The sequence below is a fragment of the Nocardiopsis sp. NPDC006832 genome, from assembly GCF_040635885.1.
Classification (GTDB): Bacteria; Actinomycetota; Actinomycetes; order Streptosporangiales; family Streptosporangiaceae; genus Nocardiopsis.
Genome location: NZ_JBEYLC010000006.1, coordinates 88,410 through 114,280, shown reverse-complemented (window position 1 = coordinate 114,280; position 25,871 = coordinate 88,410). Strand labels below are relative to the sequence as shown.

The following is a 25,871-nucleotide window of genomic DNA, read 5'->3' as shown; positions in this document are numbered from 1 at the left end:
CTCCATCGGAGCGCGGGGTCCCTCCCCTCGCACGCGGGCCCTGGGCCGGTTACGGCAGGGAGGCGACCAGCTCGGCCGCGCTCTTGCGACGGCCGCTGTAGAAGGGGATCTCCTCACGGGTGTGCAGGCGGGCCTTGGCGCCGCGCAGGGTGCGCATCAGGTCCACGATGCGGTGCATCTCGTCGGCCTCGAACGCGAGCAGCCACTCGTAGTCGTTGAGGCCGAACGAGGAGACCGTGTTGGCCCGCACGTCCGGGTACGGAGCGGCCATCCGGCCGTGCTCGGCGAGCATGGCGCGACGCTCCTCGTCGGGCAGCAGGTACCACTCGTAGGAGCGCACGAACGGGTAGACGCAGATGTTGTCGCGCGGCTCCTCGCCGGCCATGAAGGCCGGCACGTGACCACGGTTGAACTCGGCGGGGCGGTGCAGGCCCATGACCGACCACACCGGGGTGGAGGCGCGACCGATCCGGGTGCGTCGGAAGTCGGAGTAGATGTCCTGCGCCTGGTCGGAGCTGTCGGCGATCCACCAGAACATGATGTCGGCGTCGGCGCGGTAGCCCTGCACGTCATAGCTGCCACGCGTGGTGACGTCCTGTTCGGCCGCCTTGTCGAGGAGCGCCTGGAGCTCCTCCGCGGCGGCGGCGCGGTCCACGCCCTCCAGGCTGTCGACCTTGAAAACCGACCACATGGTGTAGCGGATGATCTGGTTGAGGTCGGTCCCGTCCTGCGTGATCGACTCGTTCTGCCGGCCTGTCACGGGTTGACTCCTTGCTCGTTCGTTCCCTCGGCGCTTTCGGCGCCTGGGCTGGTGTGGCTGTGGTCGATGAGCGTGTCGGCCAGACGCGCGGCCTCGCGACCGGCGTCGGCGACACAAGCGGGGATGCCCACTCCCCCGTAGGCGGCTCCGCACACGCCGAGCCCCTCGTTGGCCCGCACGTTCGCGCGGATCCGCTCCACCCGGCCGGCGTGGCCGACCCCGTACTGCGGCAGCCCGTCGGTCCAGCGGGTCACCCGGGTCTCGACGGGCGCGCCGGTCCGTCCGCTCACCTTCGTCAGGTCGGCGAGGGCGGCGGCGGCCAGTTCCTCGTCGGAGCGGTCCAGGACGTTCGCCTCGCGGAAACGTCCGATGGAGCACCGCAGAACGACCAGGTCCGCACCCGGATCGACCCTATCCAGCTCCTGGGCGATCCAGGGCCACTTGTTGCTGGAGAAGGTCGCGGCCTTGATGGTCGTCCCCTCTCCGGCGGGAACCAGGAAGCCGGTGCCGGTAAGGGGCTCGGGGAAGGCGGAGGCGGGCAGGGCGAAGGTCACCAGGGCCATGCTCGCGTAGTCGACGCCACGCAGCTCGCGGGCGGCGGTGGGCGCGGTGTCGGTGAGGAGTCGGGACGCCTCGGCGGCGGGGCAGGCCAGCAGCACCGCGTCACAGGCGAGCTCCTCGACCCCCTGGGCGCCTTCCAGTCGCACGCTCCAGCCCCGCGGGGTGCGCTTGAGGGCCTGGGCCCGGGTGCCGGTGCGCAGGTCCTTCTGTCGGGCGGCCAGGGCGTCCACGACCGAGGCGACCCCGCCGCGCAGGGAGGCGAAGACCGGGCCGGCCTTGGTGGGCGCCGTACCCCGCCCCTGGAGACTGCGGTGCACCGCGCGCATCAGCGAACGGTCCGATCGGGCCATCGGGGCGATCTGCGGCAGGGTGGAATCGAGGGAGAGTTCCTCGGCCCGTCCCGCGTACACACCGCCGAGCAGGGGTTCGACCAGTCTTTCCACCACCTGACGCCCCATCCGGGTGCCCACGTAGGTCGCCACCGGCACGTCCGAACGCACCGGGGTGCTCGGCCAGACCAGGTCCAGCGCGGCCCGCGCGGTCCCGGCCGGGGACAGCACCCCGCTGCGGGCCAGGGCACGAAGATCACCCGGCACGCCCATGAGCTGGCCCTTGGGCAGGGAGCGGACGCGCCCACGGCTGTAGACGGCGGCCGATCCGGGTCCCGGGTGGACGATCCGATCGTCCAGTCCGAGTTCGCGGAACAGTTCCACCGCCTCGGGTCTGCGGGCGAGCACCGCCTCGGCGCCGGCGTCGACGGACACCCCGGCCACCGGTGAGGCGCGCAGCTTGCCTCCCGGCACATCCGCGGCCTCCAGCACGGTGGTGGTGATCCCCCGGGCGTTGAGACGGTACGCGGCGGTCAGTCCGGAGACCCCGCCCCCGACCACGACGACATGCGGTGCTTCAGCCATGCCTCCAGCCTTCCAGATGCCGTGTGTCACAGCGCCTCGCCTCGCCCCTACGGGACCTCGGGCGCTCGGACGTGCCCCGACGACCCGTGACCGTGGGGCGTCCGACCCGTTGTCCTGCCGTTACCGGAAGGATAGAACGCGTCCGGGTCCCGCCCCGTCGAACGGGCATGGACACTTCAACGCCCGCGCGTGCGGGGCGCGTCGCCACGGTCATGACCTCCGCCGTCCTGGGTGCGCTGTTAATGACCTCCTGCGGCGCCACCTCGGAACAGGCGGACTTCGAGTCCTCCGGAGGTTCGGCGCCCGGGTCCCGGGACCTCACCGCACCCGAGAACGCCGACGCCGAGGCCCCCGAAGGAGCCGAGGGGGGCGAGCGAGGCGGTGAGGAGGCCGAGTCCGCCGACACGGTCGGCTCCGACGTGGAGATCGACGACCGACAACTCATCCACACCGCGCACATGACCGTGCGGGTACAGGACGTGGCCGAGGCCTCCCAGGACGCCAAGGAGCTGACCCGGGGGTTGGACGGCTACGTCGCCTCCGAAGAGCTGTCCACGCCCGCCGACGGCACCCCCGAGGGTTCACTGACCCTGCGCATCCCCACCGGGGAGTACGAGGGGGCGTTGACCGACCTGGCCGAACTCGGCGACCGCTCCGACATCGAACGGTCGGTGGAGGACGTCACCGAGGAGATCGCCGACGTCGAGAGCCGCATCGAGTCCTCCGAGACCGCGCTGGAGTCACTGCGCGGCTACCTGGAGGAGGCCGAGAACGTCGACGACCTGCTCCGGGTGGAGCGGGAGATCCAGGACCGGCAGGCGGACCTGGAGTCCTTCCAGGCCCGGTTGGAGTCGTTGCAGAACCAGACCTCGTACTCGACGGTGCACCTGTCGCTACGTCCGCCTTCCACCTATCTGGAGGAACGCTCCGGTGACGAGTCGATCGGCTTCCTGGGCGGGCTGGAGCGCGGCTGGCGAGCGCTGCTCTCGCTGGGCGAGGGCCTGGCCGTGATGGTGGGTTGGTTGCTGCCGTTCGCCCTGGTCGCCGTGGTGATCGGCGCCTGGCCGCTGTGGCGCCTGCGACGTCGTCGGCAGGAGAACCCGAAGCCGCGGGGCCGGGCCGGGGGCCGGTTCGGGCGGGTGCGTCCTCGCCGACGCCCGGCCATGGCGGCCACGCCCACCGGGACGACCTCGACGGTCGAGTCCCCAGGTGAGACCGACCCCGAGGACGCGGAGCGGGCCGACGACGCCTCGGGATCCGGTGACGAGGGTTCCGAGGGCAGGTCGGGCTCCTGACCCCGACCCACCCCGCACACGCCGACGCCCGGCTCCCATCACGGGGCCGGGCGTCGGCGGAACCTCGGCTGACGCGGCACTAGACCGCGGTCTCTTCGTGCACGAACGCGGTGAGGCGCTCCAGCATGGTCGGGTCGGTGGTCGGCAGCACGCCGTGACCCAGGTTGAAGATGTGGCCCTCGGCGGCGCGTCCGCGAGAGAGGATGTCGCGCGTACGGTCGGCGACGACCTCCCAGGGGGCGAACAAGGTCGCCGGGTCCAGGTTGCCCTGCAGGGCGATGCCCGGCTGGACCCGCTGGGCGGCCTTGTCCAGCGGCACCCGCCAGTCGACGCCCACCACGTCGGCGCCGGCCTCACCGAGCAGGCCGAGGAGTTCGCCGGTGCCCACACCGAAGTGGATGCGCGGCACCTCGTACTCGCTGAGCTGACCGAAGATCCAGGAGGTGTAGGGCAGCACCGAGGCCCGATAGTCCTCGGCGCTCAGCGCGCCGACCCAGGAGTCGAACAGCTGGACCGCGGAGGCCCCCGCCTCGATCTGTGTGCGCAGGAAGCCGAGCGAGATGGCGGCCAGACGGCGCATGAGCTCGTCCCACAGCTCCGGCTCGCCGTACATGAGCGCCTTGGTGTGCTCGTGGTTCTTGGAGGGCCCACCCTCGATCAGGTAGGAGGCGAGCGTGAACGGCGCGCCCGCGAACCCGATGAGCGGTTTGTCGCCGAGCTCGCCGACGATCTGGCCGACCGCTTCGGTGATGAAGTGGACGTCGTCGGGCTCGATGTCGCGCAGCCGCTTGATGTCGCCGGCGCCACGGATCGGGTCCTGGACCACGGGGCCGACCCCGGGCTTGATGTCGAGGTCGATACCGATGGCCTTGAGCGGGACGACGATGTCGCTGAAGAAGATCGCGGCGTCGACGTCGTAGCGGCGTACGGGCTGCATGGTGATCTCGGTGACCATGTCGGGGCGCGTACACGCCTCCAGCATCGGCACGTCGGCGCGGACCTGGAGGTACTCGGGCAGGGAGCGCCCGGCCTGGCGCATGTACCACACCGGGGTGTGGCTCACGGGAAGGCGCCGGCAGGCACGGATGAATGGAGAGTCTTGAGGCGTCACACCTTGATCGTGCCATGCCCTTCGCGAAGGTCCCACTCGGATCACCGGGTGCGAGCGGACACGGGTCGGCCCCGGCCGGCGGGGACGTGACCGGGAAGCGGGTCGAACCCGAGGGGGATTCGGTCGCGAACCTGCGCGGTTGACGGTTTCGCGGTCCCAAGATCATCACAAAACCCCGACACGCCGGGGGATCTGCGACCCGCCACCGGTGACTCGTGCCACCGTCGACCAGTGCCCACCATCACACCATCGGCGGGACACGTCCCGACGACCCCCGCCAGGACGTGATCACCACAATATGAAGGCTGACGTTTCCACCATGCCCGATGTCGGTAGCGCCGAGAACGCACAAGACACGTTCCGGCGAGCGGTCGAGGCCCTGCGGTCCCCTCTGCTGCGCCCCGAGATCGCCGTCCGGGAGATCCCCCCGCCCCAACGGTTGGCGCCGCACTCCGCCGCCGTCTCGGCCGAGGTCACCGTCCAGGACGAGGAGATCGCCTGGGGACGACTGATCGTCCTGTACGACCCCGAGAACACCCGTGACTGGCCCGGGCCCTTCCGGGTCGTGTGCCAGGCCAACTCGGAACTGGAGTCGGAGATCGCCACCGATCCCCTGCTAGGCCCGGTGGCCTGGAGTTGGCTCACCGACGCCCTGGAGGTCAACGAGGCCACCCATCACACGTTGAGCGGGACGGTCACCCGGGCCACCACGGAGGGTTTCGGCACCAAGGCGCACGAGGGCGCGAACACCGAGGTCGAGATGCGTGCCTCATGGACGCCGGAGTCGGACGATCTGGCGCCGCACGTGAACGCGTGGTTGGCCCTGCTGGCCTCGGCCTCCGGCCTACCGCCCCTGGACGTCACCGACATCGCCCGCCAACGCTCACGCCCCTGACGAGCTCTTCGGAAGATGCCCCGGGCGCCGTTCCACGGTCGCCACGGGGCGGCCCATATCCGCGTTCGGTGGCCACAGCGCATACCGTAGTGGTGTGGCGAACGCGTTGAACTCCAAGACAGAATCCCGCGAAACCGACAACGACGAATCGGAGAGGGCGCCTCTGCTACGGGAACCACGCGAGGGCCTTCCCGAGGTCACGGCGGATCCCGACGCCCTCGCGGGTGTGGTCGCGGCACTCGGCGCCGGCTCCGGCCCCGTCGCGGTGGACGCCGAGCGCGCCTCCGGCTACCGGTACGGCCAGCGCGCCTATCTGGTCCAATTGCGCCGTGAGGGTTCCGGTTCGGCCCTGATCGATCCGATCGCCTGCCCCGACCTGAGCGAGGTCAACGACGCGATGGGCGGGGCCGAAGTGGTGCTGCACGCGGCGCACCAGGACCTGCCCTGCCTGACCGAGGTGAACCTGCGCCCCTCCCGGTTGTTCGACACCGAACTGGCCGGGCGGTTGCTCGGCTACCAGCGGGTCGGTCTGGGCTTCATGGTGGAACGACTGTTGGACCTGCGGCTGGCCAAGGAACACTCCGCGGTGGACTGGTCGCAACGGCCACTGCCCGAGGACTGGCTGCGCTACGCGGCGCTGGACGTGGAGATCCTCATCGAGCTTCGGGACAACCTGGAGCGAGAGCTGGAGGAGAGCGGGAAGCTGGGGTGGGCTCAGGAGGAGTTCGCCTCGGTCCTGGCCGCACCTCCCAAGGAGCCGCGCACCGACCCCTGGCGGCGCACCTCCGGCATCCACAAGGTCCGCAACCAGCGTTCCCTGGCCGCGGTGCGCGAGCTCTGGTACGAGCGCGACCGCATCGCCCAGGAGCGCGACACCTCCCCCGGTCGGGTGCTGCCCGACGCGGCGATCGTGGAGGCGGCCACGGCCATGCCGCGCACCGTCCCGGAACTGACCAGGATCCGCCAGTTCGGCATCAAGCTGGCCAAGCGCTACCTGAACACCTGGATCAAGGCGATCAACCGGACCCGGGACATGGCCCAGACCGACCTTCCTCGCCCCAACGCCCCCGGCGACGGACCGCCCCCGGTGAACCGATGGGCCGACCGCGCGCCCGAGGCCGCCCGGCGGCTCGACGCGGCCCGTTCCACGGTGACGAGGATCGCTGAGGAGGTCGTGATGCCCACGGAGAACCTTCTGTTGCCGGACAGCGTCAGAAGGTTGGCGTGGGCACCCCCCAAGGCCGTGGACCCGGATTCGGTGGGTGAGTTCCTGCGCTCGCGCGGGGCCCGTGGCTGGCAGGTCGGGCTGACCTCGGAGGCCCTGGCCGACGCTCTACGCGAGGCGGACAAGGCGTAGCAATTACCCCATTGCGCCGCATCGAACCCTAACGTGATGGAAGTCACCACCCCTCAGGGGCGGTTCATGCCTGTTCCGTAGCCCGGTGTCCGATTAAGTTATAGAAGCGTGCCCCTGATCGTCAGGGGATCGTGATCTATTCGTTGGGTGTGTATCGGACCGTGGACCCACAAGGCCCCGGTTCGTGATCAGGGAAATGTGGTGAGTCCGCTTGTCGTTCTGGCGTGTGTTGCTGCACAGGGCCGGCTTGACGCGTTCTGCCGAGGTCGAGTCGACCCAGGCCGTCCAGCCCACCTCCACGGACCGCACGGAGCATCCCGAGGAACATGCGACGGCCTCCGAGGCCAGTGCGACCACGGTGCCGGAACAGGTTTCGCTGTCGGCCCCCGAGGAGCCCGCCAAGGCCCTGGCCACCGCGGTGCCCGAGCGGGCCGAAGGGTCGGCCGGCTCCGAGACGGGAACGACCTCCGTGAAGACGACCGCCACGGAGCGGATCGACACTTCCACGAGGGCGACCTCGGTGAAGGGCTCGGGCTCCGGCGCGATCGTGCCCACCGCCGGCAAGCGCGCCGTCGTCCTGGAGCGCACCCTTCAGTCCCTGGTGGAGCGACTCGGCACCGAGCACCCCGACACCATCACCGCCCGCAACAACCTCGCGACCAAGTACGCGCAGATGGGTCGGCGCCAGGCCGCCGTGCAGCAGTTCGAGCTGGCGTTGGCCGAAGCCGTCTCGGTCTACGACGAGGAGCACCCCCGCACCGAGATCATCCGGGAGAACCTGGCCTGGGCGTACGAGGACGCGGGGCGTCCGGCCGACGCCGCCGGTCAGTGGGAGACCCTGCTCTGCCAGCGTGAGGGTCAGTTCGGTCCGGCCGACGAGGACACGGTGGAGGCGCGCATGCGTCTGGCCGTGTGCTACCGACGTAGTGGTCGGTTGGACGCCTCGGTGGCCCACTACGAGCGGGCCATCGAGGACGTCGCCTCCACCAAGCGCCGCGAGGAACTGCGTCTGGGTCTGAGCGCCGCGCAGAGCATGTCCGGCCGCTATGAGGAGGCCATCTCCCAGCTGCGCATGGTGCTGGCCGCCCGTAGGCGCCGACTCGGCAAGGGCCACCTGGACACCCTGGCCGTGCACCACCGACTGGGCCGCTCCCACACCCAGGCGGGTCGCCCCGACGAGGCCGTCGAGGTGCTGCGCGAGGCCTACCGGGTGGCGCTCAACTCCTCCGGTGACCCGGAGGTGCGCCGGTTGACGGTGCGTCTGCGCCGCGACCTGGCGGGGGCCTACAACGCGGCGGGGCGCCACCGCGAGGCCGACGCCCTGCTCTGAACACCGAGAACGGCACCGGGCCGGGGACCCTTCGTGGTCCCCGGCCCTCGTCGTCCTCGGTACGACGCATCGGACATGGGCCGCCACGTGCGAAAACCACTCGCGTACCCGGGGCCCGGCCGGCAGTATCCGTTGGTCGGCTCCTCGTCGGCGCCATCTCACCGCGTCGACCACGTCGGGCCCCATCGACCACACCGAACGATCGGAGAGTGCCATGCTCGAACTCAGTGACGCGGAGATCCGCTCCTCGTTCGTCAACTGCCCCAAGGGCGAGACCAAGCGGATGACCTATCCCTCGACCATGCCCCTTCTGGATTGGGAGGACATGGACTTCCTGGGGTGGGTCGACCCCAAGGCGCCGGGCCGCGCCTACCTGGTGATCGACTCCGGCGAGCAACCGATCGGGGTCGCCCTGCGCCTGCCCAACGGCGGCCCCAAGACCGACTTCTTCAAGTCGATGACGTGCTCGTTCTGTGTGACGGTGCACCCCGCCGGTGGCGTGCGCCTGTTCAGCGCCCCCAAACCCGGCAAGGCCGGCCGACAGGGCGACACCGTGGGCCTGTACGTGTGCTCCGACCTGGCCTGCCCGCTGTACGCGCGGGGCAAGCGGGAATCCTCGTTGATCCAGCCGGCGGAGACGATCGGTCGGGAGGAACGGATCCAGCGCCTGCGCCTCAACATCGATCGCTTCGTGACCCGATTCCTCGACGGCCGGGGCTGAGTTCAGGCGGGCTCGCCCACCCTCGGCGGATCGTCTGATCGTGGCGACCGAATCGGCCACGATCACCGAAGGTCGGGTTCCTTCCATACTTCCGACATGACCGGCCCCGCCGCTCGCACTATTTGTTACTGGCGAGTAGCATGACCTCAACAGTCCACCCATCGCTTGAAGAAGGAGGGGCCATCGTGCCGCGAACCGCCCGCGAAGTCGTGTTCGTCGACGGGGTCCGCACCCCGTTCGGCAAGTCAGGCAAGGGCCTCTACGCCGAGACGCGCGCCGACGACCTCATCGTCCGCGTGATCCGCGAACTGATGCGCCGCAACCCGGGCCTGCCCCCGGAGCGCGTCGACGAGGTCGCCATCGCCGCGACCACCCAGATCGGCGACCAGGGTCTGACCCTCGGGCGCACCGCCGCGATCCTGGCCGGGTTGCCCAAGAGCGTCCCCGGTTACTCCATCGACCGCATGTGCGCCGGCGCGCTCACCGCCGCGACCACCGCCGGCGCGGGCATCTCCTTCGGTGCCTACGACGTCGTGATCGCCGGCGGCGTCGAGCACATGGGCCGGCACCCCATGGGCGAGGGTGTCGACCCCAACCCCCGGATCATCTCCGAGAAGCTCGTCGACCCGTCCGCGCTGGTCATGGGCAACACCGCCGAGAACCTGCACGACCGGTACCCGACCATCACCAAGGAGCGCGCCGACTCCTACGCGGTGCGCAGCCAGGAGAAGGTCGCCAAGGCCTACGCCGACGGCAAGATCCAGCCCGACCTGGTCGAGACCCTGGTCCGTTCCGCGGAGCAGGGCTTCGGTCTGGCCACGCAGGACGAGCCGCCGCGCCCCGGCACCACCATGGAAACGCTGGCCACCCTGAAGACCCCGTTCCGCGCGCACGGCAACGTGACGCCCGGTAACGCCGCCGGTCTCAACGACGGCGCCACCGGCACCCTGCTGATGGCCGAGGAGGTCGCCGAGGAGCTGGGCCTGGACGCCAAGATGCGTCTGGTCGACTTCTCCTTCACCGGTGTCGAGCCCGAGGTCATGGGTGTGGGCCCCGTCCCGGCCACCGAGAAGCTTTTCGCCCGCCAGGGCATCTCGATCGACGACATCGGTCTGATCGAGATCAACGAGGCCTTCGCCGTCCAGGTGCTGGCCTTCCTCGAACACTTCGGTATCGCCGACGACGACGCCCGCGTCAACCCGTGGGGCGGCGCCATCGCCGTCGGTCACCCGCTGGCCTCTTCCGGCGGCCGTCTGATGATGCAGCTCGCGCGCCAGTTCGCCGAGCGCCCCGACGTCCGCTACGGCATCACCACCATGTGCGTGGGCCTGGGCATGGGCGGAACCATCCTTTGGGAGAACACCAACTACGAGGGGGGCAAGTGAGCACCGCGATCGAACAAGCCCGCCCGTCGCCCACCACCACCCTCAAAGGAGAACGCGATGCGTTCCAGTGATATCTCCGAACTGTTCAAGGACGAGGTCGTCACCAAGGCGCTCTCCCGTGACATCGAGCTCCCCTACGGGGCCGGCAAGGCCGTCCTGATCACCCTGGACAACGGGCACGACCACACCAAGCCGAACACCTTCGGCCCCGGTGGTCTGCTCAGCCTGGACGCCGCGATCGAGGCCGCCAAGGCGCGCACCGACATCGTCGCGGTCGCCGTCACCGGCAAGCCGTTCATCTTCGCGGTCGGCGCCGACCTCACCGGCGTTCCCGCCATCCAGACCCTCGATCAGGCCAAGGCCATCGGCAAGCTCGGGCACGACGTGTTCCGCAAGCTCGGCGAGCTGGACGTACCGACCTTCGCGCTGATCAACGGCGCGGCCATGGGCGGCGGCGTCGAGGTGGGTCTGCACTGCACCTACCGCACCATCTCCTCCGGCGTACCGGCCTTCTCCCTGCCCGAGACCTTCCTCGGCCTCGTCCCGGGTTGGGGCGGCACCTACCTGCTGCCCAACCTGATCGGCGCCGAGAAGGCCCTCAAGATCATCATCGACAACCCGCTCGCCCAGAACAAGGTCATCAAGGGCAAGCAGGTCTTCGAGATGGGCATCGCCGACGCCATCTTCGAGCCGGCCGACTTCGTCGAGGAGTCCCTGCGCTGGGCCGCCCAGGTCCTCAAGGGCGACGTCCAGGTGGAGCGCCCCGAGGTCGACAAGGGTGAGGCCTGGGACAACGCGGTCAACATGAGCCGCTTCGTGGTCGAGGGCAAGCTGCACGGCGCCGCACCGGCCCCGGCCCGCGCCGTCGAGCTGGTCGCCGCCGCCAAGACCGCCACCCGTGACGAGGGCTTCGCGGCCGAGGATGAGGCGCTCGCCGAACTCATCATGAGCCCCGAGCTCAAGGCCGGCCTCTACGCCTTCGATCTGGTCCAAAAGCGCGCCAAGCGTCCCGCCGGCGCCCCGGACAAGTCGCTGGCCCGCAAGGTCACCAAGGTCGGTGTCGTCGGCGCCGGTCTGATGGCCGGTCAGCTGGCCCTGCTGTTCGCGCGTCGTTTGGACGTTCCGGTCGTCATGACCGACCTGGACCAGGGTCGCCTGGACAAGGGCGTGGCCTACGTCCACGGCGAGGTCGACAAGCTCCTGAAGAAGGGGCGCGTCAACCAGGACAAGGCCAACCACCTCAAGGCCCTGGTCACCGGCTCGCTGACCAAGGACGCCTTCTCCGACGCCGACTTCGTCATCGAGGCCGTCTTCGAGAAGATGGAGATCAAGAAGCAGGTCTTCGCCGAGGTGGAGGCCGTGGTCTCCCCCGAGGCGATCCTGGCCACCAACACCTCCTCCCTCTCGATCACCGAGATGGCGTCGGAGCTCAAGCACCCCGAGCGGGTCGTGGGCTTCCACTTCTTCAACCCGGTCGCCGTCCTCCCGCTGCTGGAGATCGTCCGCGGCGAGAAGACCGACGACGCCTCCCTGGCGACGGCCTTCGCCGTCTCCAAGAAGCTGAAGAAGACGTCGGTGCTGTGCAAGGACGCCCCGGCGTTCGTCGTCAACCGCCTGCTCACCCTGTTCATGGGTGAGGTCCTGGCCGCCGTGGGCGAGGGCACCGAGCCCGAGGTCGCCGACCGCGCGGTCGCGCCGCTGGGTCTGCCGATGTCGCCGCTGATGCTGCTGCAGCTGGTCGGCCCGGCCGTCGGTCTGCACGTCGCGGAGACCCTGAACGAGGCGTTCCCCGAGCGCTTCGCGGTCTCCCCGCAACTGGAGGCCGTGGTCGAGGCCGGCAAGTCGGAGATCTTCGCCCCGGACTTCACCATCGACCCCGAGGTGAAGGAGCTCCTCAAGGGCGGCGACAGCCCGTCCGAGGAGCAGGAGATCCTGGACCGGGCCCTGCGCGCCCTGGCCAAGGAGATCCGGATCATGCTGGACGAGGGCGTGGTGGCCGAGGCCGCCGACATCGACCTGTGCCTGATCACGGGCGCCGGTTGGCCCTTCCACACCGGTGGTATCACCCCGTACCTGGACAAGGTCGGCGTGTCCACCGAGGTGAACGGCAAGCCCTTCCACGAGGGTGCCCCGCAGGCCGTCTGAGGTCTCACCCGTAGTGCCCGAACGGGCCCGGTCTCCAACGGAGGCCGGGCCCGTTTCATGTCTTCCATGGCATTACCCGGAAACCATTCTCAAATCGCATTCCGGCGATCACCGACCCGAAGCAGATCGAAGCCTGGGCCGACAAGGTCTTCAACACCACCATCACCCGCGTCGACGAGCTCCTCGCCGAGTGAAGTCGGGTCGGGCCGATGGTCGAATTCGGCGACCATCGGCCCGATCTCCGCGAGAACTCACACGCCCACGCGCGACCGTTCGGGGTCGACTCCGATCGGAGTCGATTCCTCCTCCTCGCCGCCCTCGGAGATGCCGACGCGGTCGTGCAGCCAACGCAGCGGGCGCGGCAGCCACCAGTTCCAGCCGCCGAGCAGGCGCATGGTGGCGGGCGCCATGATCGCCCGCACCAGGGTGGCGTCCACCAGGACCGCGATCGCCAGGCCCACCCCGATGATCTTCAGGAAGAGCAGTCCGGAGGTGCCCATCGCCAGCAACACCACGCCCAGCAACAGCGCGGCGCTGGTGATGATGCGCCCGGTGCGTTGCAGGCCCAGCGCCACCGACCGGATGTTGTCGCCACTGCGCAGATACTCCTCCCGGACCCGGCTGAGCAGGAACAGCTCGTAGTCCATCGCCAGACCGAAGGCCACGATGGTGACCAGCACCAGGTAGGTGGGGTCGATGGTGCCGACCGCGTCGAAGCCCAGCAGGGCCGAGAAGTGCCCCTCTTGGAAGCCCCAGATCACCACGCCGAGTGACGCGCTCAGGGACAGCGCGCCCATGAGCACCGCCTTGATCGGCAGCACGAGCGACCCGAAGGCCAAGAAGAGCAGGACCATCGTGGACACGATGATGAAGGCGATGGTGGTGGGCGCGTTGTCGACGATGGCGTCGAGGTTATCCAGCTGCATGGCGGCCACACCGCCCACGAGGGCCTCCTCGGCGCCTACGGGGGCCGCTTCGGCGCGTACGTCCTCCACGAGTTCTTGGACCTCGGTCGAGTCGGTGGCCCCTTGGTAGCCCACCTCGACGTGGGCGATGCCGTCACCGGTGCGTGCCACGGTGACCAGCGCGGCGCCGGGCAGGGCCTCCAGGCGTTCGACGTACTCGTCGAGGTCCTTCTCGGTGGGGTCTCCCGTCACGGCCACGTGCAGACGGCCGATCCGACCGGCGGGAAAGTCCTCCCCCACCGTCTCGGTCGCGATCCGGGAGTCGGCATCGGCCGGCAGGTAACGCTGGTCGGTGGTGCCCAGGTCGGTCGAGGCCAGCCCGGAGCCGAAGGCCACCAGGACGCAGGCGACCGCGACCAGTGAAACGGCGGGGCCCCGCATGACGGTACGGGCCAGGCGGGCCCAGGTGCCGGCGTTCTCGTCGAGGGTCCCGGCGACGGTGCGGCGCGGCAGTGGCAGCTTCATTCGGTCGATCCGGTGGCCCACCACGGACAGTAGGGCGGGCAGGAAGACGAGCGCGGCGACGAGGTCGAAGGCGACGACGGCGATGCCGCCCCAACCGATGGACTGCAGGATGGGTTGGGGGAAGAAGAGCAACCCGGCGAAGGCGATGCCGACGGTGACGCCGGAGAAGGCGACGGTGCGTCCCGCGGTGTCCACGGTCCGGCCGACCGCCTCACGTACGTCGCGGCCCTTGTTCAGTTCCTCGCGGAAGCGGCTGACCATGAACAGCCCGTAGTCGATCGCCAACCCCAGCCCGAGGAGGGTGGCCACGTTGATGGCGAAGACGGAGACCTCGGTGACGTGGGTGAGGGCCCGTAGCACGGTGAGGGAACCGAGGATGGCCAGACCTCCGACGGCGAGGGGCATCAGGCCCGCGACGAGGCCGCCGAAGATCAGGACCAGCAGGAGCAACAGCACGGGCAGGGTGAACATCTCGGCGCGGACGATGTCGCTCTCGGCGGTCTCGGAGAGTTCGTGTTCGACCGCGATGGGGCCACCGAGGTGGGTTTCGAGGGGACCCGCCTCCAACACGGCGGCCGCCTCCTCGTACTGGTCGAGTCGTTCCTGGTGGCTCTGGCCGGTGAGGGTGACCGGTATGTACGTGGCGTGCATGTCCTCGGACACGAGCATGCCGCGTTCGATGTCGGTGAGTTCCTCGTCGAGGTAGACGTCGTGGTCGGCGACGACGTCCTCGGGCAGATCGTCGGAGACGCGCTGTACCGCCTGGGCGAAGGTGGGGTTGTCGACCTTGATCTCGTCACTGCGGAACACCGCGATGATGTCGATGTCGGCGTGGCCCAGTTCGTCCTCGATGAGGTCCATGGCCCGGGAGGACTCGGCTCCGGGGTCCTCGAAACCGCTCTCGCTGACGTCCTGGAAGACCCCGAGTCCCCAGAACACGGAGAGCACCGCGAACAGGCCGGTCACGGCGATGACCCACCATCTCCCGCGGTGGGCTCCGAGCCCCAGTCGGCCGAAGAACCCCGTTTTCGTCGACATTCCCGCTCCTTCGCGCGAACACGAATCATGTCCGTTAACGCCGTTTGCTAACGGCGTTCACTCAAGCGTGCACCAGTTACGATGTCAACGTCGTCGACCGAACAGAGCGGTGCCGCGGAATCGGCGCCGAGACGGGGTGGACCACTGAACATGACGAAACCGCCGGTCACGAGCGAGCCGCGATCCGAGGCCGTACTCAGTCGCCGCGATCGTGTGCGAGAAGCCACACTCACGGAGATCAAGTCGATCGCGCGCAGACATCTCGTGGAGCACGGTGTCGCCGGGGTCTCCCTGCGCGCGATCGCCCGCGAGATGGGCATGACCGCGCCGGGACTGTACCGCTATGTGCCGGGCATCGACGCGCTACTGGTGGCGATCACCGCAGACTTGTTCGACGAGTTGGCCGACACCGTCGCCGCCGCCGACACCTCGGTCCCGGCCGAGGACACCGAACTGCGCCTGCACGTCGCGCTACGGGCGCTGCGAACCTGGGCCATCACCCATCCCGCCGAGTTCTCCGTGATGTTCGGGCCGAGCAGGCGACTCGAATTGGACGCCGACCTCACCCCGGCCCTGGAGACCGGCAGGCGCTTCGCGTCCACCTTCTTCGCCCTGTGCGATCGCCTGATCAAGGAGAAGGACATCCCGCTACCCGCGGACGAGGAGATCGGACCCGAACTCACCGCCGAGCTGAGTTCCTTCGTCGACACTGTGGGTCTGTCCGCGCACGCCATGCCCACGGGAGCGGCCCTGATGCTCACCCGGTGCTGGATCCGCATCTACGGGGTGGTGTGCATGGAGGTGTTCCAGCACCTGGGATTCGCCGTAAACGACATGGAACCTTTCTTCGAGTCCGAGCTTCAGAACCTGATGACCGGCCTCGGTGTCCGGTATCTCCCCATCGAGCGCCTGGGGAAGCCCGTCACGGACACCCCCGGTTGACCCATACTGGGGGCATGGGGCAGTTGTCCGTTTCATGGGTACAAAACGGACATGCCCTTTCCCTGGCGGCGCGATGACGAGGATGGCCCCGTGGACAACCGAACCGGAGACGAGGCTCCCGGGGACCTCCCCCGGACCGACCGGCACGGCACCCACCCCGGAGACACCCCGGGAGCGGAGCCGCCGTCCCACACGCCCCGAGAGGCCGCCCCGGCCCCACAGACGCCCGACGGCACGCACGCCCCGGGCACCACACGGGTTCCCGGCACCACCCCGTCACCGGAGGCTCCGCGGGGGCCGGACACCATGGGACCGCCCCGGGCACCACAAGGGCCCGAGGTGACGCGTACGCGTCACGCCCCGGGTGAACCTCGGGTACCCGGCGCCACCCATGCCACAGGCGTCCCAGGGACTCCCGGGGGAAGCCCCGCGACGAACGCTCCGGGCGACGCGCGGCCACGGGGTGCGCCCGGGGGTCCCCCGCAGGGGATGTGGGCGGCGCGAGGACCCCACGTTCCGGTCCCGCAGGGCCCCCGGCCCCCTTGGCCGCCACAGGCGTTCCCCGGGGCGCACCCTCGATCGGGATGGGCGCCCCCGCAGGGTCCACCGTGGCATCCCTATTGGGGGCCGCCACGGACGTGGTATCCACCGCCTCGACGGGCGGACCGGGGCAAGGGCATGCTCATCGCGGCCTTCGCCGCCGCGTCGATGGCCCTGGTCGCCCTCATCGCCGGCGTGGTGGTCGTGGTCAACACACCACAGCAGCAGTCCTCCCCCGGTGGCGCCGACCTCTCCGCCTTCCGGGACCAGGAGCTGCTCGCCCGGCCGGCGCCCGCGGAGATCGACCTGGTCGACCACCCGCTGTACGACATGAGCACGCCACCGCCGATCGACTGCGACCTGCCCGACCTGGACGTGGACTCCGACGACTCCTGGGAGGGCTTCTCCCGGGAGGCCGGTGACTGCCTGGACGAGCTGTGGGCACCGGTGATGGACGAACTTCGGCTCGCCCCCCACCTGCCCGATGTCACCGTCACCGACCAGGGCCTGGACAGCGACACGGAGGAGGCCTTCACCCTGGCCTACTACGAGAGCGACGTCGCCACCATCACCGTGGTCCTGCCCAACGTGCGCGAGGTGTCCCAGGTCATCCCCGCGGACGAACGCGAGGTCGTGTGGCTGGCCCTGATGGGCCACGAGTACGCCCACCACGTCCAGAACTCCACCGGTATCCTGCGTATCTCCCACGACCTGCGCCGGAGCGCGGGCAGCGAGGACGACGAACTCGACACGCTGCGCCGTACCGAGCTCCAGGCCGAGTGCATGGCCGGGATCGCGCTGCGCGGGATCGTCGACCCCCGGGGCGACGCCCTCGACGTGGTCAACCGGCACTTCAACGACGGCGGCGACCTGGACACCCACGGCAGTGCCACCAGCCGCGCCCAGTGGTTGGAGGCGGGTTGGGACGGCGGCACCGTGGCCGGTTGCAACACCTACGGCGCCGAGGCGGACCAGGTCGGCTGAGGCTCACCCGCGGCCCAACGCCTTGCGGTAGGCCTCCCATCCGCCGAGTTTGACCCGTGCGCCCCGGTCGAGCTCGGTGGCGAGCCCCTCCTCGGCCTCGTCGATGCGCAGCCAACCCTCGTAGTCGCCGACGGTCAGTCCCCGTTCGGCCAGGACGTCGACCAGCCCCACCGGTTCGGGCACCCCGGCGCGCAGAACGTCGGCGTCGGCCAACAGGGAACGCACGGTCGCGGCGGCGTCGGACTTGTTGGTGCCGATCACCCCGGTGGCGCCGCGCTTGATCCATCCGGCGACGTAGTCACCCCGCACGACGCCACCGCCGTTCAGCACCCGCCCCTCCTCCTGGGGCACGGTGCGTCCGCGCTCGTCGAAGGGCACACCGGTCAAGGGCACACCGGCGTAGCCGACCGAACGCAGCACCATTCCCACGTCCAACGTCGAACCCACCCCGGTGTCCACCAACCGTTCCCGTTCGTCCAGGCGGGTGCGCTCCACGCGCAGCCCCTCCACCCCCTCCGCGCCCACGATCCGCTCGGGGCGGGTCCAGAAGTGGAACTCGATGCGCCGTGGGCGTCCCCGCGGCGCACGCTCCGCCTGTTCGCGCAGCAGCTTGAGGTTGGTGCGGGAGGCTTTGGCGACCTCACGGAACCCGGGCCGGTCGGTGCCCACGTCGGCGAGGTCGATGTCGACCTGTTCGGGACGCACGAGCACGTCCACGCCGGGCAGCCTCATCAGATCGCGCAGCTCGGGCGCGGTGAACCTGGCCTGGAGGGGCCCGCGTCGGGCGAGCACGTGCACTGTGCGCACGCGGCTTCGAGAGAGGACGTCCAGGGCGGGTTGGGGGATGTCGGTGTGGCGTAGCTCCTCGGCGGTCTTGGCCAGGATGCGGGCCACGTCCAGGGCGACGTTGCCGGCCCCGACCACGGCGACCTCCTCGGCGTCCAGGACGAACCGTTCGAGCTCGCTGTCGGGGTGGCCGCAGTACCAGTTGACGAAGTCGGTGGCGGCCACGCTGCCGGGCAGGTCCTCGCCGGGGATCCCCATGCGCCGGTCGACAGCGGCTCCAGTGGCGTACACGACGGCGTGGTGGGTGCGGGACAGGTCCGCGCGGGTCAGGTCGGAACCGAACTCGACCCCACCGACGAAGGTGACGTCGGGGTGCTCCAGGACCCGCCGCAGTGTCCTGGCCACGCCCTTGATCTTGGTGTGGTCGGGGGCCACACCGTGGCGGACCAGCCCGTAGGGGGTGTACAGCCGGTCGAGGACGTCCACGCGGACGGGTACCCGACGCTGGCGGGTGAGCGCGTCGGCGGTGTAGATGCCCGCGGGGCCGGAGCCGATCACGGCCACCCTGAGCGGGGCGGCCTCCTCCGGTTCGGGCGATTCGAGGTTCTGCTCGGGTTCGGAAGAGGTCATGGTCCCATTCTGGCAGCACCGGAGCTTCCGTCCGGTGCTGCCAGAGCCCGAGGTCAGGCGGTTTCGTCGGCCAGTTCGCGGGCGGCCCCGGCCCCCTCGCCGCGACGGGAGACCGTCTCGGTGAGTTTGCGGGACAGTTCCTGCGGGGTCAGGCCCTGCTGCTGGAGGATCCGGTCGCGCTTGGCGTGGTCCAGGAACTCCTGCTCGATGCCGAAGGTGCGCACGGGCACGTCCACCTCGTGGTCGCGCAGCAGGCGGGCCACGGCGTCGCCCACGGCACCGGTGCGGCCGTTGTCCTCCACGACGGCGACGACGGAGTGCGCGGCGGCCTCGGCCACCAGGGCCTCGTCCAGAGGCTTGACCCAGAGCGGGTCGACGACGGTGACGCCGATGCCCTGGTCGGCCATGCGGTCGGCGACCTCACAGGCGACCTGGGCCATGGTGCCCACGCCCACGATGAGCAGGTCCTTGGTGTGACCGCTGTCGGTGGCGCGGCGCAGCAGGTCCATGGAACCGACCTTGCCGATCTCGGGCAGTTCCTCGGCGACGGCGCCCTTGGGGTAGCGCACGACGGTGGGCGCGTCCTCCACGGCCACGGCCTCGCGCAGCAGGGTGCGCAGACGGGTGGCGTCGCGCGGAGCGGCCAGACGCAGCCCGGGCACGACCTGGAGGATCGACATGTCCCACATGCCGTTGTGGCTGGCGCCGTCATTGCCGGTGACGCCGGCGCGGTCCAGGCAGAAGGTGACGCCCTGGCGGTGCAGGGCGGCGTCCATCAGGACCTGGTCGAAGCAGCGGTTGAGGAAGGTCGCGTAGACGGCGACCACCGGGTGCAGCCCGTTCATCGCCATGCCGGTGGCGGCGGTGGCGGCGTGCTGTTCGGCGATGCCGACGTCGAAGACGCGGTCGGGGTAGGCGTCGGCGAACTTGTTGAGGCCGGTGGGGTGGAGCATCGCGGCGGTGATGCCGACGATGTCCTCACGTTCGGCGCCCAGTTCGACCATGGTCTCGGCGAAGACACCGGTCCACTTCTCCACCTTGGGTCCGGGTTTGGACTTGCCGGTGTCGATGTCGAAGGGCCCGGGGGCGTGGAACTGGTCCTCGACGTGGTTCTCGGCCGGGGCGTATCCCTTGCCCTTCTGGGTGAGGACGTGGACGATCACCGGTCCGCCGAAGTCGCGGGCGCGGCGCAGCGCCTTCTCCAGGGCCTGTTCGTCGTGACCGTCGATGGGGCCGAGGTACTTCAGACCCAGGTCCTCGAACATCATCTGTGGCTGGATGGTGTCCTTGAGGCCCTTCTTGAGACCGTGGAGGGCCTCGTAGATGGGCTGGCCGACCACCGGAGTGCGGTTGAGGGTGCTCTTGGCGAGGTCGAGGGCCTGCTCGTAGCCGGGGGTCATGCGCAGCGAGGCCAGGTGGTCGGCGATACCGCCCGTGGTGGGCGAGTAGGAGCGGCCGTTGTCGTTGACGACGATGACCAGGCGGCGGTTCTTCTTCTCCGCGATGTTGTTGAGGGCCTCCCAGGACATTCCGCCGGTGAGCGCGCCGTCACCGATGACGGCGACGACGGTCCGGTCGGTGCGGCCCCGGACCTCGTTGGCCTTGGCCATGCCGTCGGCGTAGGACAGGGAGGTGGAGGCGTGGGAGTTCTCGATGAAGTCGTGCTCGGACTCGGCCCGGGACGGGTAGCCCGACAGTCCGCCCTCGGACTTGAGGTCGCTGAAGTCGTGCCGGCCGGTGAGGACCTTGTGCGCGTAGGCCTGGTGGCCGGTGTCGAAGAGGATCGGGTCATCGGGTGATTCGAAAACCCTGTGCAGTGCGATGCTCAACTCGACGACGCCCAGGCTGGGGCCCAGGTGTCCGCCGGTCTCGGCGCACGACCGGATCAGGAACTCCCGGATCTCCCGGGCCAGCACAGGGAGCTGATCGGCCGAAAGCCTCTTGAGCGCTTCCGGATTCTGTATCGACTCGAACAGTGTCACTGTCTCGTCAGTCCCCTCGTCCCGCGTGTCCGCTTACGTTTGCCAGAAGCGTCCCCTGACTTGGGACGGCCTTGGCTACCGGCAGGTATACATACCCGAGTTTATGGGCCATCGTCCATGGGTTCCGCCCGGAACCCCCGAAGTCAGGGATCCGACGCCACCCGTGGCAAACACGATGGCGTCCTTTCGTGACGCGTCACGATGGGCTCCGCCCTCACACCGGTTGCGGCGTAGATTACTCGGTTTCGCCACCACCTTCGCCCCGGGACGCCGGAGCGGGGGCGCCGAGATCGGGGCCACGCGTGCCGAGGCTATCCGAGCGCGGCCTGCACGAGAAGGCCCACGGCGGAGATGGACACCACTATGAGTAGGACGGTGCGCGTCCGGGCCGGGTTCACCCGGCGGCGCAGCCGGTTCCCGATGAGGAACCCGAGGGCGATGAAGGGGATCACGGACAAGCCGACGACCGTGGTCCGGGCGTCGATCTGCCCGCCCACCGCCAGGGCTCCCAGGGAGAACAGTCCGCCGAACAGGAAGAACACGGCCAGGGTGGCGCGGACCCTCTCCGGCGGTTCGTTCTGGTAGACCAACGCCATCGGTGGGCCGCCCACGGAGGTGGTGGTGCTGGAGAAGCCCGAGAGCGTTCCCGCGACCACCAACGAGAGCGGGGTGACACGGACCTTGAAGGAACGCACGGTCAGCGCGACGGCCACCAGGACCATCACCCCGACGAACGCGGCCAGGGCCCGGGGTTCGAGCAGGGCCACGACCCATACGGCCACCAGGGTGCCCGGAACACGGGCCGGGAGCCCCCACGCCATGCCGCGCCAGTCCACCTGACGCCACTCCTGGAGGAGGGTGAGCACCGGAAGGACGCTCGCGCTGATCAGGAGGGCCCCCGGCATGAGCGTGGGGTCGAGGAAGGAGATGACGGGGGCGGCGACCAGGCCGAGACCGAGTCCGACCATGCTCTGGACGGCGGCCCCGACCATGACCGCGGCCGCCGCCAGGAGGAGGAAGACCCACGCGTCGACCTGGCCGAACAGTGCGTGGGTGGTGGGTGTGAGGAGTTCATCGAGCATTAGGAGGCGAAGCTATATCTCCCCTCACCCGATCGGGATCACGTGGTAGGAAGATGGGACGAAAGATCGGTGCCGCGCCGGACCCCGTCCACGTACTCCAGCGCCCGTTCGGGGTGCAGGAACCAGTCGATGAGCCCGGTGGGGTCACTGAAGGAGTTGGCGAACCGGTCGGCCGTGGGTTGGTGCCGCTCGGCCAAACGGTACAGCTCCCACACGTGGGGCGGCCCGGACAACATCACCCGACTCCAGGCGGTGACCTGGCGGGCGCTGTGCCAGTAGGTGCCGAAGGCCCCGCGCATGAACGCCTCGTCGAAGGGGCGGCCTCCGTGGTCGACGATGGCGCGCCGGTACACGTCGGCGCACAGCGACGCCATGTTGGCCCCCTGGGCGGTGATGGGATCGTTGGCGACCACGGAGTCGGCCATGCCCCACACGAGCGCCCCGCCCGGCGTTCGGGCGACGGGGTCGCGGACCACCGGAGCGTAGCCGCCGTACAGGGCGGCCATGGGGTCGGCCAGGTGAGCACGGGAGAAGCGTTCGTACTCCCAGGGCGCGTAACGGCGCAGCACGTCCAGCAGGCCGGCGAGCACGTCGTCTCCGGTGGCGCCCTCGGCCAGGGGGCGATCGAGTGGTCCACCGGGCACCGCCTCCACCATCACCGCGTGACAGGGGCCGTTCAGCGACAGGGTGGGCAGGGTGAAGGCCTCACCAGCGCCGGGGACCACGGTGCGCGAGAGGACTCCCCCGCCCGGGTGTTCCTCGCCCCCGCTCACGTAGGCCAGCGCCAGCCGCCGCTGGGGTCCCTTGAAGTGGAAGCGTCGTGTGTCGCGGGGAAAGATCTCGGCGAGCTCGCCCCGACCCGCGGCGACCACCACGAGGTCGTACTCGGCGCCGAGCGCCTCCAGCTCCTCCCGGCTCACGCGGTGGCGCAGGAACCGGCCGCCGCCCTGGACGAACAGTTCCAGCCAGGATGCGAGTTTGATCCGCTGATCGACCGATCGGGCGGGTTCGTCCAAGCGTCCGACCCAGTCCACCTCCGGGACGGGACCGCCCCGCCGCTCCGCCACCCGCACTCCGACACCGGTCACCTCGGGCGCCTCGTCGTCCCAGAAGGCGAGTCCGTGGCGGCGTTCACGGCGCAGCGCCGGCCCGAAGAGACACTGTGTGGACATCACACGACCCGCCCTGATCTGGTCGGGGCTCCGGGGGTCCACCAGGGTCACGTCGTAGTCCTCCGAGAGCAGGCCGATGGCCAACTGGAGCCCGGACTGTCCGGCACCGACGACGAGGATCTTGCGCATCTTTCTCCTTCACACCCGCGCGCCGGAGAGGTCACGGGGCAGGGTGGTCTCCAAGCCCGGGTCTCGGGCACGACCGGGCGGGGCACGTCGTCATGGTGGGCGACGTCCCCGCAACGGCAGGTGGCTTCACCGATGGAAGCTAGCAGCGCTCGCGTCGGCCACCACGGCGCCCCAGGGCATGGGACCTTCTCCCCTATCGCGGTGGGACCAATGGATCCCCCGGGCGGGCCATGGCGGGCATGTGGCCGCGGAACCGCTCATCCGGCACGCGCCTCCGCATCGCCACAGGTCAGAGCGACCACAGGGGTTCATCCGGTGTTCACCACGAAGTTCGGCGCCCCGAACTCGGTGTCGGGCACGACGGCCGCCGCGCGCGTTGAACGCCCCGATCCCCCTCGCCCGGGAAAGGGACGCAGTTCACACCGCCCCCTTCCCGACCACCCCTTCCGCCGGCGGACACGACGAAGGCCCGGGCCGGTGGGAGTGTGGCCGGCCCGGGCCTGGAAGGACGGTCCGGGGTGAACCGGTCCTTCTCATCCTCCGGGAGAGGTCTTGCGGGCGACGCGAGAGCGTCGCCCCGAGGTGGTCCCTCAGCCGCCGCCCCGGGCGTGGGTCTTGCGCCCACGGCGGGAGACGGCGTCGAGGATGACCGCGATCAGCAACACCGCGGCGGTGATCATGAACCGCACGGAGGTGTCCATCTGCAACAAGAGCAGGCCCGAGGTGATCGCGCCGAGGACCAGGCCGCCCAGCAGCGCCGAGTAGGCGTTGCCACGGCCACCGAAGAGGCTGGTGCCACCGATGACGGCCGCGGCGATGGCCATCATGAGCTCCGCGCCACCACCGGTGGAAACGCTCGCCGCGAAGTTACGGGAGACGAGCATGATGCCTCCGATGGCCGCGAGCGTCGAGGCGATGCCGAACACCGTGATCCGGATGAAGTCGACCCTGATGCCGGCGCGCCGGGCCGCCTCGGAGTTACCGCCCACGGCGTAGACCATGCGCCCGTAACGGGTCTTGCGCAGGACCAGGTCGAGGACGACCACGAAGCCCACGAAGATCAGGAAGGCCAGCGGCACACCCTTGTACTGGTTGAGGATCCACACGCCGCCCACGAGCGGCACGGCCAGCAGGGCGGCGCGGAAGAGCACCTCTGCGAGCGGCTTGTAGGGCAGGCCCGCCTGCCCACGACGACGCTCGGCCGCCAGAACGGACACCAGGTAGGCGAGCAGGGCCACGATGACCAGGAACCAACCCACGACCGGAACGAAGTAGGTCTGGGTCAGCATCGCGATGGGACCGGTGGCGCTGGTGTTGATGCTGCCGTCGCTGCCCATGAGGTTCAGGTGCAGCCCCTGCCAGCCCAACAGGCCGGCGAGGGTGACGACGAAGGCGGGAACGCCCATCTTCGCGAAGACGAAACCGTGGAGCAGACCGACCAGCAGGCCGATGCCCACGGCCACTCCGATCGCGACCCACTCCGAGACACCGTGGCGGACCGCCAGGACCGCCAGGACACCGGCGGACAGACCCGCGACCGAACCGATCGACAGGTCGATCTCGCCCAGCAACAGCACCATGATCACACCGGTGGTCATGAGACCCACCGCGGCGATCTGGACGGTCAGGTTCGACAGGTTCTGCGGCGACAGGAACCGGTCGTTCATCGACTGGAAGACGATGCCGATCAGGATGAGGCCGACGACGACCGGGACGGGCCCGAGCTCGCCTCCTTTGAGACTGCGCTTGACCGCGTCCCACCACCCGCGGGGCGAGGCCACCGTGGCCAGCAGGCGAGGGTCGCGTCGGGCCGCGGTGTTCTCCTCGCTCACCTCGACGCCTTCCGTTTCATGAGTCTGCTGGCTCATTCCTTGTCCTTCGTGGCCGTGGCCGATGAGCCGGTGCGGGTGGAACGGCGGGACACCGGATTGTCCGAGGCGCCCGTGATGGCGGCCACGATCTCCTCGTAGGAGGTGTCCGCGATGGGGAAGTCCCCGGCGTTGCGCCCCAGGCGCAGGACCACCGCGCGGTCGGCGACAGCGCGGACGTCGGCCATGTTGTGGCTGATCAGGACCACGCCCAGGCCCTGGTCGCGCAACCGCTCGATGAGGTCGAGCACCTGCGCGGTCTGGGCCACGCCCAGGGCGGCGGTCGGTTCGTCCAACATGACCACGCGGGGCTGCCCCAGCAGGGAGCGGGCGATGGCGATGATCTGTCGCTGACCACCGGACAGGGCCGCGACGGGGACCCGCAGGCTCGGGATGCTCACCGACAGGGAGTCGAGGAGCTCCACCGCGCGGCGCTCCATCTCGACCTCGTCGAGGGTGCCGGGGAAGTGCAGTCGCTCGTTGCCCAGGAACAGGTTCCCGACGATGTCGAGGTTGTCGCACAGGGCGAGGTCCTGGTAAATGGTGGCGATGCCCAGGCGCTGGGCGTCGGCCGGGGTTCCGATGCCGACCGGCGCACCGTCCCAGGAGATGACGCCGCCGCTGTCCGCGGGGTGCGCGCCCGCGATGACCTTGACCAATGTGGACTTGCCCGCGCCGTTGTCGCCGAGCAGGGCGACGACCTCTCCGGCGTCGACTTGGAAGTCGACCTCGCTGAGGGCGCGTACGGCCCCGAAGGTCTTGGAGATCCCGGACAGTTCCAGGATGGGTGTGCTCATGCTTTTTCGTCTCTTCT

At 69.7% G+C, this 25,871-nt stretch carries 20 protein-coding genes; 9 read left to right on the top strand and 11 right to left on the bottom strand.

Features of this window, described 5'->3' with window-relative positions; all coding sequences use genetic code 11:
* Positions 1 to 49: 49 nt before the first annotated feature.
* Together hemQ and hemG are read right to left on the bottom strand one after the other, a co-directional pair.
* Positions 50 to 760, bottom strand: coding sequence for a hydrogen peroxide-dependent heme synthase (hemQ, locus tag ABZ717_RS04840; RefSeq protein WP_358505666.1), 711 nt, complete (start codon positions 758 to 760; stop codon positions 50 to 52).
* Positions 757 to 2,235 carry a protoporphyrinogen oxidase gene (hemG, locus tag ABZ717_RS04835; protein WP_358505663.1) on the bottom strand — a complete coding sequence of 493 codons (1,479 nt, stop codon included), beginning with the start codon at positions 2,233 to 2,235 and terminating at the stop codon, positions 757 to 759. The genes hemQ and hemG overlap by 4 nt, the downstream gene beginning before the upstream one ends.
* Positions 2,236 to 2,402: 167 nt before the next feature.
* Here hemG and ABZ717_RS04830 point away from each other — a divergent pair, with 167 nt between their 5' ends.
* On the top strand, positions 2,403 to 3,530 hold the full coding sequence (locus ABZ717_RS04830) for a DUF4349 domain-containing protein (protein WP_358505660.1): 1,128 nt from the start codon (positions 2,403 to 2,405) through the stop codon (positions 3,528 to 3,530).
* Positions 3,531 to 3,609: 79 nt separating this feature from the next.
* Here the strand turns inward: ABZ717_RS04830 and hemE are convergent, their stop codons facing one another.
* Positions 3,610 to 4,617: a uroporphyrinogen decarboxylase gene (gene hemE, locus ABZ717_RS04825; protein WP_358505812.1), complete on the bottom strand. Its 1,008-nt coding sequence runs from the start codon at positions 4,615 to 4,617 to the stop codon at positions 3,610 to 3,612.
* A gap of 343 nt (positions 4,618 to 4,960) precedes the next feature.
* On the opposite strand from hemE, the gene ABZ717_RS04820 reads away from it, so the two are divergent.
* From ABZ717_RS04820 to ABZ717_RS04795, 6 genes are all read left to right on the top strand, one after another.
* On the top strand, positions 4,961 to 5,536 hold the full coding sequence (locus tag ABZ717_RS04820; RefSeq protein ID WP_358505657.1) for a DUF3000 domain-containing protein: 576 nt from the start codon (positions 4,961 to 4,963) through the stop codon (positions 5,534 to 5,536).
* A gap of 94 nt (positions 5,537 to 5,630) precedes the next feature.
* Positions 5,631 to 6,893, top strand: coding sequence for a ribonuclease D (locus ABZ717_RS04815; protein WP_358505654.1), 1,263 nt, complete (start codon positions 5,631 to 5,633; stop codon positions 6,891 to 6,893).
* Between the two features lie 211 nt (positions 6,894 to 7,104).
* On the top strand, positions 7,105 to 8,223 hold the full coding sequence (locus ABZ717_RS04810; RefSeq protein ID WP_358505652.1) for a tetratricopeptide repeat protein: 1,119 nt from the start codon (positions 7,105 to 7,107) through the stop codon (positions 8,221 to 8,223).
* A gap of 214 nt (positions 8,224 to 8,437) precedes the next feature.
* A complete protein-coding gene (locus tag ABZ717_RS04805; RefSeq protein WP_358505649.1) occupies positions 8,438 to 8,944 on the top strand; it encodes an FBP domain-containing protein in 507 nt (168 codons plus the stop codon).
* Between the two features lie 185 nt (positions 8,945 to 9,129).
* Entirely contained in the window at positions 9,130 to 10,329 is a 1,200-nt protein-coding gene (locus ABZ717_RS04800) for an acetyl-CoA C-acyltransferase (RefSeq protein WP_358505647.1), read from the top strand.
* 57 nt (positions 10,330 to 10,386) lie between these two features.
* Positions 10,387 to 12,474 (top strand): 3-hydroxyacyl-CoA dehydrogenase NAD-binding domain-containing protein, encoded by a 2,088-nt coding sequence (locus ABZ717_RS04795; RefSeq protein ID WP_358505644.1) that lies wholly within the window; start codon positions 10,387 to 10,389, stop codon positions 12,472 to 12,474.
* 89 nt (positions 12,475 to 12,563) lie between these two features.
* Here the strand turns inward: ABZ717_RS04795 and ABZ717_RS04790 are convergent, their stop codons facing one another.
* Positions 12,564 to 12,704 carry a hypothetical protein gene (locus ABZ717_RS04790; RefSeq protein ID WP_358505641.1) on the bottom strand — a complete coding sequence of 47 codons (141 nt, stop codon included), beginning with the start codon at positions 12,702 to 12,704 and terminating at the stop codon, positions 12,564 to 12,566.
* A gap of 21 nt (positions 12,705 to 12,725) precedes the next feature.
* Complete coding sequence (locus ABZ717_RS04785; RefSeq protein ID WP_358505638.1) at positions 12,726 to 14,942, bottom strand: MMPL family transporter; 2,217 nt, start codon at positions 14,940 to 14,942, stop codon at positions 12,726 to 12,728.
* A gap of 150 nt (positions 14,943 to 15,092) precedes the next feature.
* Here ABZ717_RS04785 and ABZ717_RS04780 point away from each other — a divergent pair, with 150 nt between their 5' ends.
* Both ABZ717_RS04780 and ABZ717_RS04775 read left to right on the top strand, forming a co-directional pair.
* The gene (locus ABZ717_RS04780) at positions 15,093 to 15,884 is read left to right on the top strand and encodes a TetR/AcrR family transcriptional regulator (RefSeq protein WP_358505635.1); all 792 of its coding nucleotides are present in this window, start codon (positions 15,093 to 15,095) and stop codon (positions 15,882 to 15,884) included.
* Positions 15,885 to 16,562: 678 nt separating this feature from the next.
* Complete coding sequence (locus ABZ717_RS04775) at positions 16,563 to 17,408, top strand: neutral zinc metallopeptidase (protein WP_358505632.1); 846 nt, start codon at positions 16,563 to 16,565, stop codon at positions 17,406 to 17,408.
* A gap of 3 nt (positions 17,409 to 17,411) precedes the next feature.
* Here the strand turns inward: ABZ717_RS04775 and ABZ717_RS04770 are convergent, their stop codons facing one another.
* The 6 genes from ABZ717_RS04770 to ABZ717_RS04745 all read right to left on the bottom strand — a co-directional run bounded on the left by ABZ717_RS04770 (position 17,412) and on the right by ABZ717_RS04745 (position 25,854).
* Positions 17,412 to 18,824, bottom strand: a complete 1,413-nt coding sequence (locus ABZ717_RS04770) for an FAD-dependent oxidoreductase (protein ID WP_358505629.1) — start codon at positions 18,822 to 18,824, stop codon at positions 17,412 to 17,414.
* A 53-nt stretch (positions 18,825 to 18,877) separates the two neighbouring features.
* Positions 18,878 to 20,806 (bottom strand): 1-deoxy-D-xylulose-5-phosphate synthase, encoded by a 1,929-nt coding sequence (gene dxs, locus ABZ717_RS04765; protein ID WP_358505626.1) that lies wholly within the window; start codon positions 20,804 to 20,806, stop codon positions 18,878 to 18,880.
* Between the two features lie 311 nt (positions 20,807 to 21,117).
* Complete coding sequence (locus tag ABZ717_RS04760; protein ID WP_358505623.1) at positions 21,118 to 21,888, bottom strand: sulfite exporter TauE/SafE family protein; 771 nt, start codon at positions 21,886 to 21,888, stop codon at positions 21,118 to 21,120.
* Positions 21,889 to 21,926: 38 nt separating this feature from the next.
* Entirely contained in the window at positions 21,927 to 23,189 is a 1,263-nt protein-coding gene (locus ABZ717_RS04755; protein ID WP_358505621.1) for a styrene monooxygenase/indole monooxygenase family protein, read from the bottom strand.
* 590 nt (positions 23,190 to 23,779) lie between these two features.
* Positions 23,780 to 25,057 carry a sugar ABC transporter permease gene (locus tag ABZ717_RS04750; RefSeq protein ID WP_358505619.1) on the bottom strand — a complete coding sequence of 426 codons (1,278 nt, stop codon included), beginning with the start codon at positions 25,055 to 25,057 and terminating at the stop codon, positions 23,780 to 23,782.
* A complete protein-coding gene (locus ABZ717_RS04745) occupies positions 25,054 to 25,854 on the bottom strand; it encodes an ATP-binding cassette domain-containing protein (protein WP_358505617.1) in 801 nt (266 codons plus the stop codon). The genes ABZ717_RS04750 and ABZ717_RS04745 overlap by 4 nt, the downstream gene beginning before the upstream one ends.
* Between the last annotated feature and the right edge of the window lie 17 nt (positions 25,855 to 25,871).

Excerpts from the sequence above, each read along its gene's own strand:
- ABZ717_RS04775 (WP_358505632.1), top strand. The coding sequence starts at position 16,563 with ATGCTCATCGCGGCCTTCGCCGCCGCGTCGATGGCCCTGGTCGCCCTC.
- ABZ717_RS04745 (WP_358505617.1), bottom strand. The coding sequence starts at position 25,854 with ATGAGCACACCCATCCTGGAACTGTCCGGGATCTCCAAGACCTTCGGG.
- ABZ717_RS04805 (WP_358505649.1), top strand. The coding sequence starts at position 8,438 with ATGCTCGAACTCAGTGACGCGGAGATCCGCTCCTCGTTCGTCAACTGC.
- ABZ717_RS04795 (WP_358505644.1), top strand. The coding sequence starts at position 10,387 with ATGCGTTCCAGTGATATCTCCGAACTGTTCAAGGACGAGGTCGTCACC.
- hemG (WP_358505663.1), bottom strand. The coding sequence starts at position 2,235 with ATGGCTGAAGCACCGCATGTCGTCGTGGTCGGGGGCGGGGTCTCCGGA.
- ABZ717_RS04760 (WP_358505623.1), bottom strand. The coding sequence starts at position 21,888 with ATGCTCGATGAACTCCTCACACCCACCACCCACGCACTGTTCGGCCAG.
- ABZ717_RS04820 (WP_358505657.1), top strand. The coding sequence starts at position 4,961 with ATGCCCGATGTCGGTAGCGCCGAGAACGCACAAGACACGTTCCGGCGA.
- ABZ717_RS04830 (WP_358505660.1), top strand. The coding sequence starts at position 2,403 with ATGGACACTTCAACGCCCGCGCGTGCGGGGCGCGTCGCCACGGTCATG.
- ABZ717_RS04770 (WP_358505629.1), bottom strand. The coding sequence starts at position 18,824 with ATGACCTCTTCCGAACCCGAGCAGAACCTCGAATCGCCCGAACCGGAG.
- ABZ717_RS04785 (WP_358505638.1), bottom strand. The coding sequence starts at position 14,942 with ATGTCGACGAAAACGGGGTTCTTCGGCCGACTGGGGCTCGGAGCCCAC.
- ABZ717_RS04750 (WP_358505619.1), bottom strand. The coding sequence starts at position 25,057 with ATGAGCCAGCAGACTCATGAAACGGAAGGCGTCGAGGTGAGCGAGGAG.
- ABZ717_RS04755 (WP_358505621.1), bottom strand. The coding sequence starts at position 23,189 with ATGCGCAAGATCCTCGTCGTCGGTGCCGGACAGTCCGGGCTCCAGTTG.
- ABZ717_RS04790 (WP_358505641.1), bottom strand. The coding sequence starts at position 12,704 with ATGGTCGCCGAATTCGACCATCGGCCCGACCCGACTTCACTCGGCGAG.
- ABZ717_RS04780 (WP_358505635.1), top strand. The coding sequence starts at position 15,093 with ATGACGAAACCGCCGGTCACGAGCGAGCCGCGATCCGAGGCCGTACTC.